This window comes from Flavobacterium sp. (assembly GCF_029242675.1).
Lineage (GTDB): Bacteria > Bacteroidota > Bacteroidia > Flavobacteriales > Flavobacteriaceae > Flavobacterium.
This window is the reverse complement of record NZ_JAQWTM010000326.1, coordinates 1-1,995: the sequence shown is the minus strand read 5'-3', so window position 1 is coordinate 1,995 and position 1,995 is coordinate 1. Positions and strand designations below refer to the sequence as shown.

The window sequence follows — 1,995 nt, the reverse complement described above, 5'->3', positions numbered from 1 at the left end:
CCATTTAATGCTCGATCTTCTTAAAAAACCGTGTTCGATAATATCTAAGCTCACCTTATTTCCAGCAATTACAAATTGTTCGGATTTAAAAAATGCTCCTCTGTCCTTATATTGCTCTGGATTTTTGCGTAGCGAAATATTTGTAAAACCGTTATACACATTAATAAAAAAAGCTTTTTTTGCAGTATCACCTTCCAATTGCTTACTTAATGTGTTTTCATCGGCCTTAGCAATCAGGTCCATATAATTGGTCGCCTCCTTTATGTTTTTAGTTTTGGCAGCCTCTACTAGTTTTTTAGAGATAGCGATGTAGTCTGTAGCTTGTGAAAAACCAAACTGAATGGTTAATAGCAGCAGTATTGCGAGAATTTTTTTCATAATGATATGTTTTGTTTTAACTATGTACGTAATTTACACTTATAAGTTTTTGATAAGTTGAAAATGGGAAAACATTAACTTTTATAAAATTATAGTTGATCATTTACGTATTAGCTATAAAGTGCTGAGGAAACGAATACTTTTTTCAGCGTATAATTTTATAGCTATGTAGATGTGGTATTATTTTTCACTATATAACTCGCCGCGATGTGGTTTTAAAGTATCCCTAACTTGTATCATATACTCATCAGTAACAACCATGAATGCTAATGCTTGCATTTCGCCTTTTACCTCAAATCCAGTAATAGTGAGAGGAAATTTTTCAATAGCTATAAATTCTTTTAAGTGAATTTCATGGTGTTCGGCTGTTTTTTCGGCTGTAGGACCTCTAAAATCCCATATTAATTTTATTTGTCTGGACATCTTCAAAAAATAAATAGTTAGTAAACAAAGTTACAAAGTTTATACTGTTAAAACTGAAAAGACAGTCAACAAAGAATAAAATCCACTTCAAAACTGTATTTTTGCAACCTGTTTTAGAATATTTTGAAACAATAATGCATTACAAGAACGAGAATGGCTCAAGAACTCTTAGTACAGGTAACACCAGAAATAGCTGCAAATGAAATTTTGCTCAAAGAATACCTTGGAAAGCAATTAAAAGTTGCTCCCAAAACGATTCAAGAAGTCGTTGTTTTGAAGCGCTCTATCGATGCGCGTCAAAAAGCGATCAAGATCAATTTGAAAGTACTAATTTACTTAATAGGAGATGCAATTGAGGAATCAAAAATTAGGTTGCCTGAGTATCCTAATGTGGCAAGTCAGCAAGAAGTGATTGTTGTGGGTGCTGGTCCTGCTGGATTATTTGCTGCTTTGCAGTTGATAGAGTTGTGCTTAAAGCCTATAGTAATCGAGAGAGGAAAGGATGTTAGAGGTCGTCGTCGTGATTTGAAAGCTATAAATGTAGATCATCTTGTCAATGAGGATTCGAATTATTGTTTTGGAGAAGGAGGAGCAGGAACCTACTCAGATGGTAAATTGTATACCCGTTCTAAAAAAAGAGGAGACGTCACGCGTATTTTAGAATTGTTAGTAGCCTATGGAGCAACTCCAGATATTCTTGTGGATTCACATCCACATATTGGTACGAATAAGTTACCCCAAATTATTCAAGATATTCGTGAAAAAATTATTGAGTTCGGTGGTGTGGTTTTATTTGAAACGAGAGTAACGGATATTCTAATCAAAAATAACGAGATTGAAGGTGTGCTAACTAATCGTGGAGAGACGATAGTTGCTAATAAATTAATTTTAGCCACAGGACATTCGGCTAGAGATATTTTTGAATTATTAGACAGAAAAAAAGTTTTTATCGAAGCGAAACCCTTTGCCTTGGGCGTTAGAGCGGAGCATCCACAATCTTTGATTGACAGTATTCAGTACAGTTGTGATTACCGAGGGGAATTATTACCGCCTGCACCTTACAGTATTGTCAAGCAAGTAGGAGGTAGGGGAATGTACTCTTTTTGTATGTGTCCCGGCGGTATTATTGAGCCTTGTGCGACATGTAAGTGCGAGGTTGTTTCTAACGGTTGGTCGCCGTCTTAAAGTGATCAA

General features: G+C 35.3%; 2 protein-coding genes and 1 pseudogene. 1 reads left to right on the top strand and 2 read right to left on the bottom strand.

Annotated elements, in window-relative coordinates; all coding sequences use genetic code 11:
• Together P8M54_RS11965 and P8M54_RS11960 are read right to left on the bottom strand one after the other, a co-directional pair.
• On the bottom strand, positions 1–378 hold a 378-nt coding region (locus P8M54_RS11965; protein ID WP_300288108.1), incomplete at its 3' end, for a DUF547 domain-containing protein.
• A 180-nt stretch (positions 379–558) separates the two neighbouring features.
• Positions 559–801 (bottom strand): hypothetical protein, encoded by a 243-nt coding sequence (locus P8M54_RS11960; RefSeq protein WP_300288106.1) that lies wholly within the window; start codon positions 799–801, stop codon positions 559–561.
• A 153-nt stretch (positions 802–954) separates the two neighbouring features.
• Between P8M54_RS11960 and P8M54_RS11955 the strand changes: the two are divergent.
• Positions 955–1,983, top strand: a pseudogene (locus P8M54_RS11955) (FAD-dependent protein); the annotation flags it as partial.
• Positions 1,984–1,995 lie beyond the last annotated feature (12 nt).